Below are 19306 nucleotides of genomic sequence, written 5' to 3'. Positions count from 1 at the left end.
GGGTCTTCCCCACCCGGAAGACCTCGGGCCGACAATCTCCCCGGGCCGGCTTTCTCACCGCCCGGGATTTGCAGTCCTCACGGACCCGTTTCAGCGCACCGCCCAGGTAGCGGGAGGTACGTAGGAAAGTCGGACGGGCGGGTTCTCCACCCACAGCGAGGAGGCCCCCGTCTGGAACGTTCCCGCGAGCGTGGGGATGACCCGGAAGGTCCCTTGGAACGGCTCGGCGTGTCCACGTGGAGGCAGCTTCAAAGTCACCGCGCCATCCTCGGACGTCCAGGAGGACACGCTCCCCTCGGACACCAGTGCATCCAGGCTCGAGGGGACCACCTGCACGCCCGCGGGCAGGCTGTGGCGCAGCTCCACCGAGAGCCCCGCCGGCGTGGACGCCTGCACCGCCACCTCCACCGGCTGCCCCACCCGTGCCTCGCGAGGCGAGCGGATGACCAGTTCTCCACCATCGGTCCCCTCGCTCTTCCACGGCACCGCGGCAGACAGCGCCAGCGAGTACCCCAGGCCCGGCACCGCGGGCTCCGCCCTCACCGTCCAGGAGTGGGCCCCCGCCGAGCCCGCCGCCGAGGCCTCCAGCACCCGCACCTCGCGCAGCGCCTGGGCGTCGTACGTCCCCTCCGTCACCACCTGGCCGTCACGCTCCAGCACCACGCGCACCTGGGACGGCAGCGGCGCCTTGAAGAGCGTCACCACCGCGCGCAGCGCCACGCGGTTCGCGCGCCCGCCGCCCCAGCCCCGGGCCGGGTGGTAGCCCGCGAGCAGCGAGGCCCCGAGGTCCGCCAGCGGCGCCTTCGCATCTCCCTCCAGGCCCAGCACCGCCAGCGCGGTGGCCTCCGCCTCCGAGGGCACCTCACCGTTCGCCGCCACCACGCCCTTCTCCACGGGCAGGTACGCGGAGCCATCCTCGCGAGTCTTCAGCGCCTCACGGACCTGGGCCCGCAGCGAGTCTCGCAGCGCGCCCTTCGGGAGCCCGCTCGCCAGGAGCGCCGCCGCCGTATAGCCATCCTTCACGTGCGCCCGGTTGCGCTCCAGCGCCCCCGACGCCAGCGTCGTGAAGCGCGCCGAGCGACGCACCCCCACCGGCGTGCCTCCCGCGGAGACCACCGCCTGGGCACAATCCGCCGTGGCCACCAGCAGCCGCTGAAGCGACCAGCCCTGGCCGCCCTGACACGTGCCGTCCGGACGCTGCGCTGCCGCCACCACTCCCGCGAGCCGCTCGCCCAGCCGCGCCAGCACCGGGTTGTCCGGATGGAGCAGCGCGCCCTCCACGAGCAGCGCCGCCGACGCCACATCCGGCGCCCGGCTCAGCCGCAGCGCCCGCTGCGTCGACTGCGCGACGAGGACCCGCACCGCATCCCCATCCACGAGCCTGCCCTCGGGTGACTGCGGCGTCGTCAGCCGCCCCTCCTTCTTGGAGAGGACCGACTTCACCATCGCCGCCGCCGCGGGCTCGCCCAGCGCCGTCAGCAACTCCGGCATGCGCCCCACCAGGAGCAGCGCATACGCCACGTCCTCCGAGCTCGTGCGCCCCCCCGCCGACGCCAGCTCCGAGCGCAGCACGCCCAGGCCACCGGGATACACCTGCAACCGGACTCGCTCACTGCCCGGTTGCGCATCCTCGGGCCCGGAGAGGGACACCGTGCGCGGCGCCGCCAACGTGCCGCCCCGCGTCTGCACCACGGGCATCCCCGTGGGCCACACCTCGAGGGAGCGCTCCACGCGGTCCGAGGCTCCCAGCGCCGCGCGCACCGCGACAGGCCCCGGCCCCGAGGCCCTCACCGTCACGTACTCCACCACGCTGCCTCGCGCGGGCACCCGCACCGTGCGCAGGGCACCTTCCACCACGACGCCCGTCGCCTCGAACTTCAGCGGAGCCTCCACGACCGCGTCCGTCGTGTTCACCACCTGCACCGGCACCCGCGCGACGTCTCCCGCGCGCAGGAAGGCCGGCAGCACCGGGTCCACATACGTGGGCAACGTCCCCACGAAGCTCGTCACCGCGCCGGACTGCGCACCGGAGCGCGAGTGGGCCAGCGCCAGCACGCGCCAGCGCGTGAGCCGGTCCGGCACGCGCACCGGAAGCGTCGCCAGGCCAGAAGCGTCCGTCACCACCAGCGGCTCGAAGAGGAACGTCTCCGGGAACCAGGCGCGGCCCGGGGCTCCCGTCGAAGAGGGCTTCTCCTCCTCCTCGCTCGGAGAGAGGTCGTCGGCCTCCGCCGAACCCAGCGAGTCTGCGGAGAGGCCTCCCTCCACCACGGGGGCGACGCCTCCCATCGCGGGAGGCGGTGGCGGTGGCGGTGGCGCGGGCGCCTCGGCCCGCTCCTTGAGCACCAGCTTCGCCATCTGCATCTCCTCGTCGGACGCGCTGAACATCTGGAACGCGGCGTCACCCGCCAGCGCGGACGCGGAGGAACCGAACGCACGCCGCATGTTCCCCGTCAGGAACACCGCCAGGCCAAACCCGATGACAAGGCACACCGCTCCAGCGATGACCGTGCGCTTCATGGCGCCTCCCGGGCAACCCACTCGTTCCAGTTCTCCACGTCCTCCGGCAGCCGCGTCCCACGCGACACCACCGCCCGAGGGTCCGTCAGCTCCAGCAACTCCCTGGGCAGCCGCGACAACCTGAGGCGATTGCCAAAGGCATCCGTCACCTTCTCGCCGCGCTGCTCACACGCGAGCAGCGCCTGCGACCACAGCTTCGCCACACCCGAGGGGACCAGCGTCTCGCCCTCCGGCGCCTTCTCCTCCCACTGGCGCACCTGCTCGTGCAGCTCCGAGAGCACCACGTAGAAGGGCTCGACCACCTCCGCTTCGGCGTCGAAGAGGGTCGCGCCGCTCGCGCTCACGCGGGCCTCCACGTCCTGGAGCCTCGGCACGGAGCTCACGCGCACCAGCGTCGCGGCGGCGGCGTTGGAGCCTCGGATGCGCCCCTGTGCCAGGGCCATTCCATCCAGGACCCCGAAGGCCGGCTGCGACGTGGCCGGCGCGGGCCGCACCCCCGCGAGCACCTCTCCGCCCGGCAGAGGCACGAGCTGCCCCAGCGTCTCATCCACACCGAAGAGCCCCACCGCCGCGGGCCCGTCCTTCCCATCCACCTGCGTGTGCACTTGCAGCCGCGCCAGGTCCCCCGGGGCATAGACGGGCTTCTCCGGCGACACCTCCACGGAGAGCTTCGCGCGCGGCGCCACGTACACCCGGGCCGTCGCGCCCATCCAGGACGACTCGGCCCAGCCCTCGAAGTCCGCGGGCAGCCGGAAGCGCGCGGACGTGGCGCCCTTCTCCAGCTTCACGACCAGCGCCTGCTTCCCGGCTTGCAGCGTCAGCTGCTCGGGGAGCGTCCCCCGGTACGTCGGCCCTCGCATCAGGTCGATGCGCACCTCCTCCCCCGCTCGCGCCAGCACCGGCGTCGCCCTCAAGCGCAGGGGCGGCAGGCTCGCGGGACGCAGCACCCACTTCGTGTCGCCCACCGGCTTGCCGTCCACCTTCGCCACCACCTTCAGCTCGTAGCCGAGGAACGTCGTGGCCCGGCCCTCTTCCTTCTCGAAGTCCTCGTTGCCGGAGTGCACCGTGAGCCACATCACCCCCATCGCCGGGTTCCCGGGCTCCTTCTCATCGACACGCACCCGGGCGAAGCGCTCCCGGACGCACGCCTCCACGGAGCCCCCCAGTCCGCCCTTCCCGCCCGGCACGGTGGACCAGGACGTCGTCACCTCCTTCTTCGCGCCCACCCGCCAGGACAGCGCCAGCGGGAGCCGAGGACTCGACGCCACATTCAGCGGCAGACACGCACGCGCGTCATTGGCCGCCGTCGCCAGCGCGACCACCATCGGGACGCTCGCGCCGAACGCGGGCTCGACCGACAGCTCGAACCACGGCATCCCCCGGTCCTCCACGCGCAACGACAGCGCCAACACCCGCTCCCGACCCGAGGGCAACACGCGTGAACGCACGACCTGCGCCACGCACGTCGAGAGCGCGTCCTCCCCCGTCACCACCTCCACCACCGCGCCTCCCGCTCCCGAGCGCACCCCCAGCTCGACCGAGGCGACGCCATCACTCGGCAGGACGAAGCGCGCACACGGCTGGAGCGACGACAGCCAGGACTCCACCGCGAGTCGCTCCTGGAGCGTCGGCTCGTTCCCTGGCTCCAGCAGGCTGCGCATCGAGCTCAGCGACACCGGCGGCGGAGGCGGCGGGCGACGCACCGGCATCGGCGGCACCACCACGTTGATGGGAGTCCCCGGGTCCAACTGGAAGGCCGCGACGCCGTCCTCGTCCGTCACGCCGCGCACGCCCTCATCCCGCTCATCCCACGCCCGCGTCACCGTCAGCTCCGCCCCCGGCAACACCTGGCCATCGGGCGTGGTGGCGCGCAGGTAGACGCGGTTGCTGAAGCCCTCGACCAGACCGTCCTCCAGCTCCGTCACCGACGAGACGGCCAGCGCGTCCTCGGTGAGCAGCAGCGACACGGCACCCTCGACCCGGTCTCCGGCGGCGTCTCGCGCGGCCACTCGCGCGGCCAGCGACACCTGGCCCCGCAAGTCCTCCGGCACGCGAGGCAGCGTCAGCGTGAACCGCCCCGTCGCATCCGCGCGAGCACGCGTGGGCAGTCCGCCCGTCATCCACTCAGGAGGCGGCGGCCAGGCGCCATGGACCTGCCACGTCAGCTCCACCTCCGCGTTCCCCACGGGGGCACCGGACGCGTACACCACCTGCCCCTTCACCTCCGGTGACTCACCCGCGCGCCAGAAGGGCCTGGGGCTCAGCGCCTCCACCTGGAAGCGCGGCAGCGTGAAGGGCTTCACCTCGAACGTGGCGTTGGCCTGCGTGGCGCCGCTCCGCCACGACAGCGTCCACGTGCCCACGGCCGCGCCCCGGTCCAACGGGAAGCCACCCGCCACGACACCCCATGGGCCCGCGGGAGCACGCTCCTCGAGCACCACCTCGCCCGAGGCGTCCGTCAAGAACCACGTCCCGGGCCGACCATCCAGCGGGGCCAGGTCCTTCGCGCGCAGCACCACCGCGCGGAAGCGCACCTCGTTGCCGGGCTCGTACAACGGCCGGTCGGTCAGCACGTGCGCCACCGCGGGCGCATACAGCGGCAGCGCCGCGTCCACGGTGTCCGTGCCCAGCGGCGTGGAGAGGCGCGTGCGCAGCCGGTAGTCACCGTCCGTCACCGCCGGCAGCTTCACCTGCGCCACGAGCACGTCGCCGTCGGAGCGCGTCCAGCCGTCCTTCTTCTCGACCTCCAGCGGCGTCTCCTTGCCCTCCGCGTCCACCAGGAACAGCTCCGCCGAGCCGCGCCGCACCCGCGCGCTCATCAGCGACCCGCTGTCGTTGGGCGCATGAGCATCCGCCCAGACACGCACCGCGCCCGGCAGGCCCCGCCCCAGCTCCGTGAAGCTCACGGCCACCGTCTGCCGGAACTTCCCATCCGGGCAATGGGGCACCTTCACCCCACTCAGGACCCAGGCGGAAAGACATACGTCCCCGGCCGCCAGGCCCCAGATGCCCAGCAGCACCAGCGCCCCGAGCCCACCCGTCTTCCACCGACGGCGGAACCGCTCTGTCATGCGACCTCCCCAGGGCTTCACTCTATGCCGAGACGCTCTCGAACCGGAGGGCCCGTCTTCGCTAGACACTCACCCGTGCGGTAGCGTTCCGCGCCCCATGCCTCCATCGCCAGCCAAGACTCGCGCGCCGCAGGACGCATTGCCCTCTCGTCTGGAGGCACTCCTCGAGTCGCTCACGGACCGGCACCTCGCGGACCGGCTGGAGCGCGTGCACCGCGCGGCGGCGGTGGCCATCGACCGGCTGGGACACCTGAGCATCGCCCGGTACGAGCCCACCACGGTGGAGTCGGACGGCGGCGCGGACCTGGCCCTGTGGGAGACCATGGCCCCGGCCATCGGCGACACCCTGGTGGGCGTCAACCAGCTCGTCACCGCCATCCACCAGCAGTTCCCCCCTCCCGCGCGCTCGACATCCAGCGGAGGCTGGGCCCCCCCTCCCGCCAGCTCCGACGAGCGGCTGGCTCAAGAAGTCGAGGCCGTGCTCCACGCCTGCGCGGAGCGGCTGTCGAAGCAGGTGTCGGAGCTGGGCCAGCAGATGCGACGGCCGGAGGTGGTGAGCGACCGCTGGACGCTGATGGCGGAGCTCCAGTCGTTCCGCGCGGACTTCCGCGTGCGCATCGGCGACCTCGTCTACCTCACCGCCGCGGCCTTCGAGCACGTGCGCCGCGAGGACGTGGTGCCCGGCTACGTGCACCAGGTGGGCGCACGCGCGGCCCTGCGCGCGGCGGCGGCGGACCTGCGCCGCTCCCTCCAGGGCCGGCTGGAGCGCGCGGCCAAGGCGGAGGCGCCCTCACGTCCCGCGCTGGCGCGGCAGGTGACGGAGAGCCTGGCCGCGTTCATCACCCTCCCCGCCGCCGTGGCGCTGCGCACGCCGCAGAAGCACCACATCCTGAGCCTGCGCTCCAGGCTCCAGGACACGGCGGGCCAGAAGGAGCTCGCCGAGGACGTGCTGCCCTCGCTCGTGGAGCCGTTCCTCGCCTTCCTGGACGAGGCCATGGAGGACGTCACGCGCACGTGGCTCATCGTGCATGACCGCGGCGTGTGGACCTCCTGCGGCGTGAAGCTGGAGCAGGCGGAGATGCACCTGGGGCTCAACTCACCGGGCGCGGCGCGGGTGCTGGTGGACGCGGTGGAGGGGGCGGGGGCGCTGTATGGACGCTCGGCGCCCTTCGACGGCTTCCTTCGCAAGGCGCGGCAGGAAGCCGCCGAGGGACTGGATGAGGCGAGCTCGCGAGGTCTGCTCGAGCGCTTTCGCGAGCGCCTCGCGGCCCTGCCCTTCAGCTAGCGGCTACTTCTGGGTGTCGGCGGGGAGCGCGGGAGCCTGGGGCGCGGTGGGCAGCACGCGCAGCTCGTTGAAGCGCTCGGCCAGCGTCACCGGCGTCATCTCCTCCTGCCACTGCTTGGGGTTGGTGTTCCACCCGAAGTCCGCGGGCACCTTGCCGCCGCCCTGGCTGGTGTACCCAATCATGTCCGGGAACTTGTTGGACCAGCGGCCCGCGGGGTCCGGCTCCTGGGTGATGTGCTGACGGTTCGGCCGGTGGAGGAAGTTCTTGCTCGCGTCGCTCATGGCGACGAAGCCTCTCCGAAACCCGCCCGCAAGGGTAGAGGGAAGCCGCTGTCACGGCGCCCGGAGGCCCCGTCCCCGCCCCCTCAGGCGGCCCGCCGGCCCTTCACCCGGCGCACGGGGGGCAGCACCCGCGGCCCCAGCGCGAAGACCGCGGCGAAGTAGCGCGCCTGGGCCTCGCTCTCGTACCGGTAGCGCCGCACCTCCCCCTCCAGGGTGGCCACCTCCACCTTCCAGGCCCCTCGCTCCTCGCGCACCGCCACCCGCATGACGCCCTTCATGCCGTGACCCTCCTTCCGCGTTCTCGGCGTCTTGGAGATCAATCCATGTGCCAATCACTTCACCGGAGTGTGGACGGTTGCGGTGTCCGGCGGAGGTCAGTTGGACCTGGAGCGGTAAGGACTTCAGGAGGGCTTGCCCGCTTGCCTGCTGACAGCGGGCTGGGCGGACACTGCCCTGCGGGGCCCGTACCTCAGTACAGGAGCGGACAGCTTGTGCCGCGCGATTCCTGCGTTAACTCAGAAGCATGACTGAATTCGAGAGCAACCTCGGCGAGCGCTTCGCCGAATTCGTCCTGCCCGACGGCTGTGTGCTCTGCGGCGGTGCCGTGAGCGTGCGTGCCACTCCTGCTGGGGCGCACAGCTACTGCGCCCGATGCCACTGGTTGTCCAAGCCGCGCATGCGCGTGAAGGAGAACGGCGTGGAGCTGTCCTTCGGCGCGACGGCCACCGCCTGAGTCGTGTCAGGTGCACCGCGCGCGTCGAGCCCGGCCTGGGCTCGGCGCACGCGATTCGCGAAGTCACTCGTCAGGGCGTGACGGTGCAGGCCCAGGTCCCACCCACCATGCAGTAACAGTTCCCGGTGGGCTTCCGGTTGATGCAGCACTTGCGCTCGCTGCCCACGGGCGAACAACTCTTTCCCGCGAGACTCGAGCAGGCGCTGCCGGAGAACAGGCAGGCCGAGTCCGGCACACAGATTCGATAGAAGCCGTCACACTCCACGGACTCCCCCGGGATGGTGGAGCACGTGTTCCCCGAGCACGACACCGTCGACCCGTTGGAGCACGTGGTGGAACAGGTGACGAGCTCGCTCGACTCCTGCGCCAGGGGCTCGCTGACTTCAGGGGCCTCCGTCCCACCGCAGGCGAGCAGACCGGACAGCACGAGGGCCGACAGCACACTCCAGCACAGCTTCATGGGGGACTCTCTTTCCGTGGAGAATGGGCAAGCGCCCATCCACGCGCGCGTCACACGCGTGAAAGAGATTGAAGCACGTCCCGTGGAGGGTGAGACAGGTGTGGCGACAGCGATTGCGCTTCACTTGCACGTTTCCGCGCGGAGCGGCGTCACGGCCGCGTGCCTTCATCCAGGCCCGGCCCTTCGAGGGTGCGTCCGCTGTCGGAGGTGTCGCGTGGGGGCGCGGGAGGAAGGCCCGCCTCGGAGAGCAGCAGGGACAGGAGCACGGCCTGCTGTGTCTCGCCGAGCGCGCGGAAGTTCTCGGGCAGGCCCAGCGCGACGGAGATGGGCTCGCTGTCGGGATTCGGCTGACACGTCCGCCAGCCCGTGTAGTTCCCTCCCGCCACCGTGAGGGAGTAGCTGCACCCACCCACGTCGCCGGAGAGCCCCACGGGAGAGACGACGAGCGCGGCGGGCCAGCCCGCGAGCTCGCCATCCACGCGGAAGCCCTGTTGCGCGGAGTAGCGCGAGAGCTCCAGCCGCGTGTCCGCCGAGCCCACCCGCCCGTCGATGCCCGCTCCGCGCCAGCGCAGGTCGACGTCCTCTCCGTGGAGACGTCCTTCGATGGAGGTCCGCGTGCTGCGCAGGTCGAAGCCCCCTCCGCGCAGCCGGTCCTCGTCCAGCGTCACCGCGAGGAACTGGTCTCCCACGCGGAGGCGGAGGTCTCCCGTGCGCTCAGGGGAGGCCACTTGTGCGCTCACGGGCGCGGCGACACCCAGCGACAGCACCACCACGCTCAGCCTTCCGAGCGCTTGTCGAAGTCCGGACTCGAGGCGTGACACGGAGCACCTGCCTTTCCTCCGGAACAGTAGGGGCTCGACTCCGGGGGAGGCATGGCATGGCCCCTCGGGGGCTCGCCTGACGGCACGTCGGGCGGCTCAGTGGGGCCCATGAGGGCCTGGCGTCTCCTCGGCTCCGCGCGCGGAGTCGTCGCGTTGGCGCTGGCGCGAGTCCCACGCGCCGCCGTCCTCGTAGCCCCACTCGTCGACGTCGACGCGATAGCTGACGGGGGAGAGCAGCCGGCCGCGGCAGATGCGCTCGCTCCAGTTGCCCGCGTCCACCGATGCATCCGCCCGGGCGAGCAACTCCCGCATCACCCACGAGGGGACGATGTCCCGGTCCGAGGGGTAGGCGAAGCGGAAAAAGAGCAGATGGGAGAGCAGCACCTCCCAGTAGCGGTCGAAGCGGCGCATCAAGCGGGGCCAGTCGAACGTCGAGCCCATCTTCAGGAGCAGGTGGGTGAGCTCGTGCCCATCGAAGCGCTCGCGCTCGAGGACGAAGGCCTTGCTCCAGAAGATCTCCTCGGCGGGAGGCACGCGGCACGGGCAGCCCAGCACCTGCGCGGGGACGGCGTGCTCGAACCAGGCCTCGTCGATGGTGGTGAGGCCGTTGCCCGAGCCGTAGATGAGGTCGACGAGGAAGTCCTCCCAGAAGGCCTTGTGCAGCCAGCCGTGGACCTCGCTCTCGGTGCGCCACTCGTTGCGCGCGAGGAGCTCCAGCGCCCGGTCGCCGTCCGCGCGGTGGAGGAACAGGTCCAGGTCCTTGGTGTCGCGGTAGATGCCCGTGTAGTGGGCGAAGGCATACGCGCCGCCCACGAGGAAGGGGATGCCCGCGTCGGAAAGCAATTGGATGGCGTAGGTGCGCGCGCCCAGCTCCGCCACGGAGCGCCGCACTTCCATCCGCCTCGGGTCTCCTCCAGGGAGTCCGGAGGCCTTCGGTGGTTGCTCGGCCATGAGAGAAGATAGGGGTACATGGCCTGCACGTCAGCGAGCCGTCCGCGCACCCGCTCTCCGAGCATCCGAGCGGACAGGGCGCCGCTTTCCGGAAGCGTGCTTGCCGCTACCGCACGAGCCACAGCATCAGGGGCGCGGAGAGGAAGGACAGGGGAATCCCCACGCCCACCATGAGCACGGCCAGGTCCGGGTCCAGGCGGTGCTCGGCCGCGAGAATCGCCGCGCTCACCATGGGGGCCATCGCGGACTGGAGGATGGTCGCCTGGACGACGACGGGCGGCAGGCTCGGCACCGCGAGGAGGAGCAGCACCACCACGCCGGGCACCAGCACCAGCTTGTAGAAGAGGCCCAGGGACAGCGCGGGCAGGCGCGCCTTCAGCCCCGAGAAGCGCAGCTGCAAGCCCACGGAGAACAGTGCCAGCGGCGTCAGGAGCGAGCCCAGCCGGTCCAGCACGGACTCCACCCACGCGGGATAGCCCACGGGCCGCAGGAGCAGCGAGACGACCAGCGCGACGAAGGGAGGAAACGTCGCCACCTTCTTCACGAGCGAACGCAAGGGAAGCTCCGCCTCCGCGCTGGCTCGTGCCGCGCCCAGCGTCGCGAGGGTGGACAAGGCCAGGAACGAGCCCAGCTGGTCCACCACCACGGCCACGGCCAGGCCCTCCGAGCCGAGCAGGGCCTCCGCCATGGGCAGTCCCACGAAGGCGGTATTGCCCAGCCCGCCCGTCAGCACCAGCGCGGCCACCGTCTCCTTGGACCAGCCCAGGCGCGAGCCCCACCACCGGAAGAACGGTCCCGCCGCGAGGAAGTACAGCCACGGCACGAGCGCGGCGACGAGCAGGGACGGAACGAACTCCAGCCGGTGCATCACGCGCAGCACCAGCGCTGGCAGAGCCACATACAGCACGAACGTGTTGAGCGGCCCCGCCGAGCCCGGAGGGAACTTCCCACTGTGCCGGGCCAGGATGCCCAGCACCAGACACGTCCCCAGCAACCCGATGACCTGACTCATGACGCTCGCGCCTTAGCAGCCCGCGGCGCCACCTGGCCACTCACACGCGCATCAGCGTTGGCGGCTCGTCACAAGCCATGAGCCCATCCTCTCGAGAAGGGGCTGTGGAGATGTTGTCGAGCGGTTCGCCCAGAACGTCGCGCGCGGCGGCTACGGAGGCGGCACCAGCCAGTTCTCCTTCCCGCGCTCCTCGTAGTCGGGCCAGCCGAAGTGGCCTTCGTACTCCTCGACACACAGCTCCGACGTGGCCAGGACGCGCAGGGACTCGAACTGGCCGCTGTCCCTCATCTCGAGCAGCGTCGCGACGAGCATCTTCCCCAAGTGCACCTCGAGCCGCGCGTGCACCTCCGCCGTGCCCCAGGTCCCATCCTCGCGCGCCGCGAGCTTCACGCCATCCAGCCCCACCACGGGCGCCTTGTGCTCCTTCACCTCGGGCCAGCGCGGGACCAGCAGCTCCGCGAACCCGAAGTGGGTCATCGCATCCCCCCGTCCCGGCTCCGCCGCCGCATCGAGGTCGATGCACACGCTCAGCGTCCCGTTGTCGGTGGAGTAATGAAGCTCCAGTCGCCGCAGCGGCCGCTCATCCCGGACCCGGGCGAAGTCCTTCACCGCCTTGGCGACGAACTTCGCGACACGCTGGCGCTCCTTGCCCAGGTCCAGCGGAGCGACCTTCTTCTTCGGGGGAAGCTCGACATAGTACGAGGCGCGAAACGCCCCCTCCTCTCCCTCCCACGGAGCCAGGGCGATGAAGGCCTCCGTCTCTTGGCCCTTCTTGTTCCTCAGCACCAGGTCACACCAGTACGTCGGAGGTGGGTGCAGGCGGCTCAGCCGGAAGATGGACCACCGGGGCTGCACGAAGGGCTTCAGCTTCGCGCTCTTGACGCGAAAGCCACTGTTCCCGAGCCCCCGGATGAAGCTGTCGTTCTGTCGGGGAGGACCGGCCTCGGGAAAGTCGGGATGCTCGTGCGCCCGCAGGCCGGACCAGTCACAGGCATCGAACAGCTCACGCCAGCGGTCCACGAAGGCGACCGCACCCGGGGGAATCGCAGAGGACGTCATGCCTCCGCTCTACCCCATTGACCGCGCAGCGAGGGGCTCTACCTCCTCCCTCGGACGCATGGCTTCCGGGTTCATCTCGTCATCCGGATTCAGGCCCGCGCGTCGTCGCAGAATTCCTCTGAACTCCAAGCAAAGCGTCGCAGTCAGGATTCGAAACGCCCTGCGTGAGTGCGCATCTCCCCTGACGCATGCTGGCCCTCAGCCCTATGCCTTTCCGATTCGCCTTCAGGTGTCCCGTCTCCTGTTGTTCCGCACGACTCGGAGGGCGGCCTTGATGGGCTCGCTGCGACGGGCGTTGCACGACATGGCGGGCGGTTTCCCCCGCACGTACTGGGTGCTGTGGATAGGAACACTCGTCAACCGGCTGGGAAGCTTCGTCGTCCCCTTCCTCGCGCTGTACCTCACCCGTGAGCGGGGCTTCAGCGTCGAGCGCGCGGGACTCGTCGTCTCCCTCTACGGCGTGGGCGCCGTCATCGCGAGCCCCCTGGGCGGAATGCTCGCGGACCGCGTGGGCCGACGCATCACCCTCGCGGGAGGCCTGTGGCTCGGCTCCATCGGCATGGTGTGCCTCGGCTTCGCCAGAGACCCCGTCGCCATCTCCGTCGCGGCCTTCTGCCTGGGCATCATGGGCGAGCTCTACCGGCCCGCCGTGTCCGCCGCCATCACGGACGTCGTCTCCCCCGAGGACCGGCAGCGCGCCTTCGGCCTGCTCTACTGGGTCATCAACGTGGGCTTCGCCATCGCCGTGCCCATGGCCGGGCTGATGGTCCGCTACGGCTACCTCACCCTCTTCATCGCCGACGCCATCACCACCTTCACCTACGGCTGCTGCATCTGGTTCATGCTCCCGGAGACGCGCCCCGCGCAGCCTCCCAAGCAGGACACCTCCGCCGCCCGCAGCGCCGCCAGCTCGCTGCTGGCGCCCTTCAGGGACCCGGCCTTCCTCGCCTTCGCCGTCCCCGTCTTCGGCGTGTCGGTCATCTTCTACCAGTCCCAGGTCGCGCTCCCCATGGACCTGAGCGCGCGCGGACTCACCGAGGCGCAGTTCGGCACCGTGCTCGCCGTCAACGGCGCGCTCATCGTGCTGCTCCAGCCCTTCACCAGCCGCGTGCTCAAACACCTGCGCCGCGCCCAGGCCCTGGCCATCGCCGCGGTCCTCACCGGCCTGGGCTTCGGGCTGCACAGCGTGTCCGCGCACATGGGGCTCGCCGCCTGCGCCGTCGCGGTGTGGACGCTGGGCGAGATGCTGCAGGCGCCCGTCGCCCCGTCCGTCGTCGCCGACCTGGCCCCGCCCGGCCTGCGCGGCAGCTACCAGGGCGCGTTCCACATGCTCTGGGGCCTGGCCTCCAGCGTCGCTCCCGCGCTGGGAGGCTGGATTCTGGGCCGCGCCGGCTCCTCCAGCCTGTGGATGACCTGCCTCGTGCTGGGGTTCGTCTGCGCCGCGTGGCAGCTGGTCATCGCCGACTCCCGGCGCCGGCGCCTGGATGCCCAGCGCGCGCTGCGCACGGACCTGAGCCCGCTCCTCGACTGAACCCGCAAGAACCACGGGCGGCCTCCCTTCCAGGAGACCGCCCGCGTTCCAACCTCGAACCCCGCCGTCGACTACGGCTTGGTGTAGTTGATGGTCAGGTTGTACGTGGCGGCCGTGTAGCCGCGCACCATGACGTGGGCCTGCGTGACACCGGCCGGCACCGTCAGGTTGCAGGACTCGGTCGCGCCGGTCTGGTACGGGCGGCAGTCGTAGGCCGTCGTGGTCGGCGCGGAGCCGAAGCGCACGTACAGGTCCGGGTCACCCGAGCCCGTCATCGCCACGCTGAACGTCGTGCCAGCCACCACGCTGTACGCGGGGAGCGTCGCGTTCGTGTTCACCGCCACGCTGCCGGACTTGGTGTCCGTCGTCGGCGTGCCACCACCGGACGTGCCCGGCTTGGTGTAGTTGATGGTCAGCGTGAACGTGCCGGCCGTGTAGCCACGCACCATGACGTACGCCTCCGTGACACCGGCGGGCACCGTCAGGTTGCAGGACTCGGACGCACCGCCCAGGTACGGACGGCAGTCGTAGGCCGCCGTCGTCGGCGCGGAGCCGAAGCGCACGTACAGGTCCGGGTCACCCGTGCCCGTCATCGCCACGCTGAAGGACGTGCCGGCCACGACGCTGAAGGGGCCGAAGTTGGAGTTGGCGCTCGCCGCCACGCTGCCCGTCTTCGTCTCCGTCGTCGGCGTGCCCGTGCCAGGGCCAGGGCCGCCACCGGGCTGGCCGTAGAGCAGCGCGGCGCCCTGCGCGTCCTTCGCCGTGATGATCAGGTCACCCGACTGCGAGCCGTTGCACTGGGGGTAGTGCATCACGGAGGCGGAGTCGTACGTCGTCAGCGCGCGCCAGTTGCTGTCCTCGAAGCACGTGCCCGACTCGGGGCGGGTGTGCTCGTGGCGGAAGCCCAGCGTGTGGCCCAGCTCGTGACGCAGGATGCCCGTCAGCGTCCAGGGCGGGTTGTTGCCGAACGCCGTGTTGTCGATGAGGACGTTGCGGTCCCCGCGGGCGTCATCCGGGAAGAACGCGCGCGCCAGGTACTGGCCACCCGAGTTCACCGGACGCACGTCGAACACCACGTTGTTGTTGGTCGCGGTGCAGCTGCCGTCCTGCGCGCTCACGTAGACAAACTTCACGTCCGCCACGGCTTCCCACGCCGCCGCCGCGTTCGCCATCGCCGTCACGGCCGCGTTGTAGTTCGTGTTGAACGTCGTGCTCACGCAGTACGTGATGTTCTTCTTCTGCGTGTCGTTCCACTTCGCATCCACGCCGCCGCTCGTGTGGACGATGAGCTGGCCGTTGCGGATGTTCTTCTCGTAGAACTCGCGCAGCTTCTTCTCGTTGGAGAACGTCGTGTCGCCGTTGGCGATGAAGATGCCGGTCTCCGGCTCCTGGTAGACCGTCGAGAGGAACTGCTCGTAGGTCATTCCCTGGCTCGTGGTCTCCGGAGCGGGGGTGGACGCGTCACCGCCGCCACAACCCGCCAGCAGCGCCAGGCCCGTGACTGCGCCGATAAACTTGGACTGAGACATGAACATCCTTCTTCGCAGAGGAGGGATACTCCCGAGCTCCCACAGCCCGGTGCGCCCCTCCTAAGCAGCCGTCATGCCAAATCCGTAACTAGCGGATTTCCCTCAGAATACTCCAGAAAATCCGGACATCCTCGGAGCACCAAGACTCCAGGCTCCGTGACGGAATCGTAAAGTCTCCTTCCATTCTGAAACACGTGCCGTGATGTTTCAGTGACTTACGAACAGGTGTCGGGGACGTCCTGAAACAGGACAGCCCCGTCGCAAACTGTCGCGGGTCAGGCCGGACTACAGGCCCAGCAATGTCTCGGGGCGGTTGAGGCCGCGAGCCCGCGCCAGGGGCTGGAGGATGTCGGGCGGGGGCGCGTCGGCGGTGAGCAGGAGCGCGCGCACGGCGGTCTCCACCACGTCCTCCGCGCCGGGGCGCACCATTCCTCGGCGGGCGTCCTCCACGCGCTTGCCCCGGTACTCGTCGAAGCGCTCCTTCACGCGGCGAGCCAGGTCGGCGACGGCCTTGTCCCCCACCTCCACGCGAAGCTCCAGCTCGTTGCGCAGCTGCACCGGGTCCGCCAGCACGCCGTACCGGTCGTACCCCTTGTGCGCCAGGTCCTCGTGCGTCGCCGCGAAGTCCTCCGTGCGCGGCGCGGGCACCTGCGACTTGAGGAGGTCTCGCATCACCGCGGTGACGGAGGCCGTCACGGTGAGGCGGTGCATCTGCACGTCGTAGACGAAGTCCGAATACATGGGCTCCTCCACGGTGACGGGCTCGCGGAAGACGGTGTCGCGGTGGCGCCGCACGTCCACGCGCTGCGTCTCGGCGCGCTCCAGCGCGGCCTCCAGCTGCTTCTCCTTCTCCTTCACCGCGAACACCTTCTGCGTGAGCAACTGCTCCTCCTTCGCGCACAGCCCGCTGGCGCACCGCGCGGGGCTGCAGTCGCTGGGGAGCTGGCCGGGGCTCTTCGCATCCATCGCGGCCTCGCCGCACTCCCGCAGCGCGTCCAGGCACTCACGGCGCTCGCGGTCGCGGCAGCGCTCGGCGCCCTCGCGCAGCGTGGTCAGCTCCGCCTGGAATCGCAGGTACTCGCGCAGGGCCGCGGCCTGCTTGCGGTCCACCTCCTCCTGGTGACGCTCGGCCTGGAGGAGCTTCGTCTCGAAGCCAGCGCGGCGGGGGTTGGGCACGGACATCTTCCCGGCGAGGTAGCGGTGCGAGCGCTGCGCCTCCTCCATCGCCTTGAGGGGCAGCACCCGCTCCAGCGACAGGTCCAGCTTCACGCCCTCGCGGCCCTCCGGGGCCTCCGTGACGACGCGCAGGGGGAGCTGCGTGGGGAGCACCGACGCCAGCCGTCCCGCGCCCAGCCGCTGCGCCACGTCCGGCGCGCCCGCATGGTCCTCCACGGGCGTGGCCACCACGAGGAAGGCCACCTCGTCGCGCAGCTTCGCGCGCACCACCTCCGCCCGCTCCCGCGCCGCGGTGGCGCCCACGCGCTCCTGGTCCGCGCGCACGTAGGCCACCAGCGCGTTGCCCAGCTTGCCCGCCTTCTCCAGCCCGTCGCCCGTCGTGAACCAGCGCTTCGCCCACGCCACCTGCACCGCGTCCACGCCCTTCTTCGCGCCCGCATGGTCCGGCGCCACCGCCAGCACCGCGTCCAGCTCCACGCGCGCCTCTTGGAGCTTGTCCTCCTTGAGCGCCGCCAGGCCCACCGCCACGCGCTCATCCAGCGTCGTGCCCAGCAGCTCCCGCGCCACGGCGTTGTCCGCGTCCAGCTCCAGGGCCCGCACCAGCCGCTTCATGGTGCCGTCCAGGTCCCCGGAGACACGCACGCTCCGCGCCTCCTCCAGCACGACCTGGCTCCACGCCTTGCGCACCTCGCGCAGCTTCACCGTGACTTCGGACGCCTCCGGGTCCGCGGCCAGCGCGCGCAGGTACGCCGCCTCCGCGTCCGCCCACTTCTGCTGGTCGCTGGCGGCGTCTCCCTCCTTCACCGCTCGCGAGAAGGCCGAACAGGCCGTCAGGGCAAGCAGCGAAGCCAGGGCCAGCGCGCCCAGCGCGCCACGCGGATTCACGAAAGAGGGACGAGAAGGGGGACGAGGGGGGATGAACACGCTTCCCATCTTCGGGAAAAAGACCCACCGGGTGAAGTGTTCACATGGCCGACACACCCTCCCCCGCTCCCAAGGCCCCTGTTGGCCAGGGAGACACTCCCGGGGGTGACCGGCGGCTCGCCCCTCGGGCGGCCCTGGGGGCGCTCGATGCGAGGACCCGTCGCCGTCCTTATGACGTCCACCGCGTGTCCTGGGGCCCTGAGGCCCGCACGGGAATGACGCATCGCAACAGCCGGTAGACGACTCAACGCACCCTGGAGGGGGGCAAGAGAGACATCATGTCCTGTCCACAACCACGTCCCACGGAATTCCGCCTGCCCATGCGCGCGGAGTCCTTCAGCGTCGAGGAACACCGCAACGTGCACTGCCGCTTCTACGCGGGCTGCATCGACGAGGCGGTGCGCGAGGACTGGGACAGCTTCACCTGCGCCAAGTGCCCCCTGTTCCAGCAGGACGCGGCGCCGGGCGCGGACCAGTACGCGTTCAACCAGCCCGCGGACCCGGGCAGGCCCTAGCCTGGTCCACCGGGCTCCCTGCCTCCGGACGGGGAGCCCGCGCACGGGAAGTCCGGGACGAAGCGCGGGGGACTCCCGGGTTCTTGCCCCACGGTGGCGACAAGGGAGCCCGGACCCGCGCGCCGCCCGTGACTTCCTTCCGGACTCGTGAGCCTCCTGAATGTCCCAGCGTCCCGTCGTCGTCCTCGCGGAGGATGACGCCCTGCTTCGAGAGATGGTGGCGGAGGCCATCGAGCAGGAGGGCTACCGCGTCGTCGCGTGCGACAACGGCTTCGGGGCCCTGAAGGCCTTCTTCACCGAGCCTCGCGTGGACGTGCTGGTGCTCGACTGGCTCCTGCCCGACATCGAGGGACAGGACCTCATCCGGATGCTGCACGCGCAGCGCGGCCTGTCGGAGCTGCCCGTGGTGCTCACCACCGGACTGGAGAAGGAGCTGCCCGTCTTCGAGGGCGCGGTGTGCCTGTTGCGCAAGCCCTTCGCCGCGGACGAGCTGTCGCGAATCCTCCACCGCCTCACCCAGACGAGCCGTCCCCTCGCGCAGGCGGCCGGGAACACCTCTCCCTTCTGACACCGCTTCCCGGGCGGACCGGGGCGCCCCATCTTGTGACGCGCGACCCGGCGCCTCTGGGGGCGGGTCACTCCTCATGCGAGAGCACCGCGTCACCACGTGGCTGGAGCTCCAGGACGCGCTGTTCGCGGGCTCCTGGAACGAGCAGCTGGGGCGTCACCGCTCCAGCTTCGTCTTCCGGGGCATGCCCTTCGTCGAGCATGACCTGTCCACCGCGCTCAACCGCCAGGGCATGTTCATCCGCCAGGAGCGCGACCTGCTGCGCGCCTTCCGCAAGTACGCGCGAGGCACCACGCACGAGCCCCTGGACTCCGTCTGGGATTGGCTGGCCCTGGCCCAGCACCACGGCCTGCCCACGCGCATGCTCGACTGGACCTTCAGTCCCTACGTCGCGCTGCACTTCCTCACCGAGGACGCGGAGCTGCGAGGCCAGGACGGCGTGGTGTGGTGCGTGGACTACCGCGAGACCAACCGCCTGCTCCCTCGTCCGCTCAAGGCGCTCTTGCGGCGCGAGGGCGCGGATGTCTTCACCGGGGACATGCTGGCGGAGGTGGCCGGCGCCATCCCGGAGCTGGACCGGCTGACGGACCACCCCTTCGTCCTCTTCTTCGAGCCGCCCTCGCTGGACGCGCGCATCATCAACCAGTTCGCCCTCTTCTCGGTGATGAACGGGCCGGAGCTGCGCCTGGACACCTTCCTCGCGAAGCGGAAGAAGGGCGTGCGCCGGCTCATCATCCCCGCCGCCCTCAAGTGGGAGGTGCGCGACAAGCTGGACCAGGCCAACGTCACCGAGCGCGTGCTCTTCCCCGGGCTGGACGGACTGAGCCGCTGGCTGCGGCGCTACTACAGCCCGCGGCCCCTCTGAGGCGCAC

17 protein-coding genes are annotated in these 19306 nt (G+C 70.8%); 6 read left to right on the top strand and 11 right to left on the bottom strand.

The window, feature by feature from the left end; translation table 11 throughout:
* Nucleotides 1–90 precede the first annotated feature (90 nt).
* Nucleotides 91–2517: an alpha-2-macroglobulin family protein gene (locus tag MYSTI_RS45225; protein WP_015346438.1), complete on the bottom strand. Its 2427-nt coding sequence runs from the start codon at nt 2515–2517 to the stop codon at nt 91–93.
* On the bottom strand, nt 2514–5588 hold the full coding sequence (locus MYSTI_RS04110; protein WP_015346437.1) for an MG2 domain-containing protein: 3075 nt from the start codon (nt 5586–5588) through the stop codon (nt 2514–2516). Before MYSTI_RS04110 ends, MYSTI_RS45225 begins: the two co-directional genes overlap by 4 nt.
* 97 nt (nt 5589–5685) lie before the next feature.
* Here MYSTI_RS04110 and MYSTI_RS04105 point away from each other — a divergent pair, with 97 nt between their 5' ends.
* Entirely contained in the window at nt 5686–6873 is a 1188-nt protein-coding gene (locus MYSTI_RS04105) for a hypothetical protein (protein WP_015346436.1), read from the top strand.
* 3 nt (nt 6874–6876) lie between these two features.
* Here the strand turns inward: MYSTI_RS04105 and MYSTI_RS04100 are convergent, their stop codons facing one another.
* Together MYSTI_RS04100 and MYSTI_RS04095 are read right to left on the bottom strand one after the other, a co-directional pair.
* Nucleotides 6877–7155, bottom strand: a complete 279-nt coding sequence (locus tag MYSTI_RS04100; protein WP_015346435.1) for a hypothetical protein — start codon at nt 7153–7155, stop codon at nt 6877–6879.
* 83 nt (nt 7156–7238) lie between these two features.
* Nucleotides 7239–7433, bottom strand: coding sequence for a hypothetical protein (locus MYSTI_RS04095; protein WP_015346434.1), 195 nt, complete (start codon nt 7431–7433; stop codon nt 7239–7241).
* Between the two features lie 245 nt (nt 7434–7678).
* Between MYSTI_RS04095 and MYSTI_RS04090 the strand changes: the two genes are divergently transcribed.
* The gene (locus MYSTI_RS04090; protein WP_015346433.1) at nt 7679–7888 is read left to right on the top strand and encodes a hypothetical protein; all 210 of its coding nucleotides are present in this window, start codon (nt 7679–7681) and stop codon (nt 7886–7888) included.
* A 70-nt stretch (nt 7889–7958) separates the two neighbouring features.
* Here MYSTI_RS04090 and MYSTI_RS04085 read toward each other — a convergent pair whose 3' ends face one another.
* The 5 genes from MYSTI_RS04085 to MYSTI_RS04065 form a co-directional block, all read right to left on the bottom strand.
* A complete protein-coding gene (locus MYSTI_RS04085; protein ID WP_015346432.1) occupies nt 7959–8348 on the bottom strand; it encodes a hypothetical protein in 390 nt (129 codons plus the stop codon).
* 149 nt (nt 8349–8497) lie between these two features.
* Nucleotides 8498–9169, bottom strand: a complete 672-nt coding sequence (locus MYSTI_RS04080; RefSeq protein ID WP_144369984.1) for a hypothetical protein — start codon at nt 9167–9169, stop codon at nt 8498–8500.
* A 96-nt stretch (nt 9170–9265) separates the two neighbouring features.
* Entirely contained in the window at nt 9266–10066 is an 801-nt protein-coding gene (locus tag MYSTI_RS04075; protein ID WP_015346430.1) for a nucleotidyltransferase family protein, read from the bottom strand.
* Between the two features lie 160 nt (nt 10067–10226).
* Nucleotides 10227–11132, bottom strand: a complete 906-nt coding sequence (locus MYSTI_RS04070; RefSeq protein ID WP_015346429.1) for an AEC family transporter — start codon at nt 11130–11132, stop codon at nt 10227–10229.
* Between the two features lie 150 nt (nt 11133–11282).
* Nucleotides 11283–12191: a hypothetical protein gene (locus MYSTI_RS04065; protein WP_015346428.1), complete on the bottom strand. Its 909-nt coding sequence runs from the start codon at nt 12189–12191 to the stop codon at nt 11283–11285.
* A gap of 274 nt (nt 12192–12465) precedes the next feature.
* Here MYSTI_RS04065 and MYSTI_RS04060 point away from each other — a divergent pair, with 274 nt between their 5' ends.
* Nucleotides 12466–13722: an MDR family MFS transporter gene (locus tag MYSTI_RS04060; RefSeq protein WP_015346427.1), complete on the top strand. Its 1257-nt coding sequence runs from the start codon at nt 12466–12468 to the stop codon at nt 13720–13722.
* A gap of 71 nt (nt 13723–13793) precedes the next feature.
* On the opposite strand, the gene MYSTI_RS04055 is transcribed toward MYSTI_RS04060, so the two are convergent.
* Nucleotides 13794–15251, bottom strand: coding sequence for a M57 family metalloprotease (locus MYSTI_RS04055; protein ID WP_015346426.1), 1458 nt, complete (start codon nt 15249–15251; stop codon nt 13794–13796).
* Nucleotides 15252–15536: 285 nt separating this feature from the next.
* Nucleotides 15537–17360 carry an outer membrane exchange accessory lipoprotein TraC gene (traC, locus tag MYSTI_RS04050; RefSeq protein ID WP_015346425.1) on the bottom strand — a complete coding sequence of 608 codons (1824 nt, stop codon included), beginning with the start codon at nt 17358–17360 and terminating at the stop codon, nt 15537–15539.
* A 269-nt stretch (nt 17361–17629) separates the two neighbouring features.
* Between traC and MYSTI_RS04045 the strand changes: the two genes are divergently transcribed.
* The 3 genes from MYSTI_RS04045 to MYSTI_RS04035 all read left to right on the top strand — a co-directional run bounded on the left by MYSTI_RS04045 (nt 17630) and on the right by MYSTI_RS04035 (nt 19299).
* Nucleotides 17630–17866, top strand: coding sequence for a hypothetical protein (locus MYSTI_RS04045; protein ID WP_015346424.1), 237 nt, complete (start codon nt 17630–17632; stop codon nt 17864–17866).
* A gap of 160 nt (nt 17867–18026) precedes the next feature.
* A complete protein-coding gene (locus tag MYSTI_RS04040; RefSeq protein ID WP_015346423.1) occupies nt 18027–18434 on the top strand; it encodes a response regulator in 408 nt (135 codons plus the stop codon).
* Nucleotides 18435–18510: 76 nt separating this feature from the next.
* Nucleotides 18511–19299, top strand: a complete 789-nt coding sequence (locus MYSTI_RS04035; protein ID WP_015346422.1) for an FRG domain-containing protein — start codon at nt 18511–18513, stop codon at nt 19297–19299.
* The last annotated feature ends 7 nt before the right edge of the window (nt 19300–19306 follow it).

Origin of the sequence: Myxococcus stipitatus DSM 14675, assembly GCF_000331735.1 — a bacterium.
Taxonomy (GTDB): Bacteria; Myxococcota; Myxococcia; order Myxococcales; family Myxococcaceae; genus Myxococcus; species Myxococcus stipitatus.
Note: the sequence above shows the minus strand (reverse complement) of the source record. Positions and strands in the feature narration are given on the sequence as shown.

Excerpts from the sequence above, each read along its gene's own strand:
- MYSTI_RS45225 (WP_015346438.1), bottom strand. The coding sequence starts at position 2,517 with ATGAAGCGCACGGTCATCGCTGGAGCGGTGTGCCTTGTCATCGGGTTT.
- MYSTI_RS04110 (WP_015346437.1), bottom strand. The coding sequence starts at position 5,588 with ATGACAGAGCGGTTCCGCCGTCGGTGGAAGACGGGTGGGCTCGGGGCG.
- MYSTI_RS04105 (WP_015346436.1), top strand. The coding sequence starts at position 5,686 with ATGCCTCCATCGCCAGCCAAGACTCGCGCGCCGCAGGACGCATTGCCC.
- MYSTI_RS04100 (WP_015346435.1), bottom strand. The coding sequence starts at position 7,155 with ATGAGCGACGCGAGCAAGAACTTCCTCCACCGGCCGAACCGTCAGCAC.
- MYSTI_RS04095 (WP_015346434.1), bottom strand. The coding sequence starts at position 7,433 with ATGAAGGGCGTCATGCGGGTGGCGGTGCGCGAGGAGCGAGGGGCCTGG.
- MYSTI_RS04090 (WP_015346433.1), top strand. The coding sequence starts at position 7,679 with ATGACTGAATTCGAGAGCAACCTCGGCGAGCGCTTCGCCGAATTCGTC.
- MYSTI_RS04085 (WP_015346432.1), bottom strand. The coding sequence starts at position 8,348 with ATGAAGCTGTGCTGGAGTGTGCTGTCGGCCCTCGTGCTGTCCGGTCTG.
- MYSTI_RS04075 (WP_015346430.1), bottom strand. The coding sequence starts at position 10,066 with ATGGAAGTGCGGCGCTCCGTGGCGGAGCTGGGCGCGCGCACCTACGCC.
- MYSTI_RS04070 (WP_015346429.1), bottom strand. The coding sequence starts at position 11,132 with ATGAGTCAGGTCATCGGGTTGCTGGGGACGTGTCTGGTGCTGGGCATC.
- MYSTI_RS04065 (WP_015346428.1), bottom strand. The coding sequence starts at position 12,191 with ATGACGTCCTCTGCGATTCCCCCGGGTGCGGTCGCCTTCGTGGACCGC.
- MYSTI_RS04060 (WP_015346427.1), top strand. The coding sequence starts at position 12,466 with ATGGGCTCGCTGCGACGGGCGTTGCACGACATGGCGGGCGGTTTCCCC.
- MYSTI_RS04055 (WP_015346426.1), bottom strand. The coding sequence starts at position 15,251 with ATGTCTCAGTCCAAGTTTATCGGCGCAGTCACGGGCCTGGCGCTGCTG.
- traC (WP_015346425.1), bottom strand. The coding sequence starts at position 17,360 with ATGGGAAGCGTGTTCATCCCCCCTCGTCCCCCTTCTCGTCCCTCTTTC.
- MYSTI_RS04045 (WP_015346424.1), top strand. The coding sequence starts at position 17,630 with ATGTCCTGTCCACAACCACGTCCCACGGAATTCCGCCTGCCCATGCGC.
- MYSTI_RS04040 (WP_015346423.1), top strand. The coding sequence starts at position 18,027 with ATGTCCCAGCGTCCCGTCGTCGTCCTCGCGGAGGATGACGCCCTGCTT.
- MYSTI_RS04035 (WP_015346422.1), top strand. The coding sequence starts at position 18,511 with ATGCGAGAGCACCGCGTCACCACGTGGCTGGAGCTCCAGGACGCGCTG.